This window comes from Klebsiella sp. GG_Kp173 (assembly GCF_040062415.1).
GTDB classification, from domain to species: Bacteria; Pseudomonadota; Gammaproteobacteria; order Enterobacterales; family Enterobacteriaceae; genus Klebsiella; species Klebsiella quasipneumoniae.
Genome location: NZ_JBEAFZ010000076.1, coordinates 1 through 525 on the forward strand (window position 1 = coordinate 1; position 525 = coordinate 525).

A 525-nucleotide genomic window follows, 5' to 3' on the forward strand; every position below is an offset into this window, starting at 1 on the left:
TATATTGTCGGCCTGCTGGCGGAAGCATTCCTGCAGAAGCAGCCGGGGGCGAAAATCATTCACGACCCGCGTCTGACGTGGAACACGGTGGACATCGTGACCCGCAGCGGCGGGCAGCCAGTGATGTCGAAGACCGGGCATGCGTTCATCAAGGAGCGGATGCGCCAGGAAGATGCCATCTACGGCGGGGAGATGAGCGCGCACCACTACTTCCGCGACTTCGCCTACTGCGACAGCGGGATGATCCCGTGGCTGCTGGTGGCGGAGCTGCTGTGTCTGAAGAACAGCTCGCTGAAATCGCTGGTGGCGGACCGCCAGGCGGCATTCCCGGCGTCGGGGGAGATCAACCGCAAGCTGGGTAATGCGGCGGAGGCGATCGCGCGCATCCGGGCGCAGTATGAGCCGGCGGCCGCCCACATCGACACAACGGACGGTATCAGTATTGAATACCCTGAGTGGCGCTTTAACCTGCGCACGTCCAACACGGAGCCGGTGGTGCGTCTGAACGTGGAGTCCAGAGCGGAT

At 63.2% G+C, this 525-nt stretch carries 1 pseudogene; it reads left to right on the forward strand.

Annotation, left to right across the window (positions count from 1 at the left end):
• Nucleotides 1-525 (forward strand): annotated as a pseudogene (rfbK, locus tag ABLU50_RS16240) (O9 family phosphomannomutase RfbK); the annotation flags it as partial.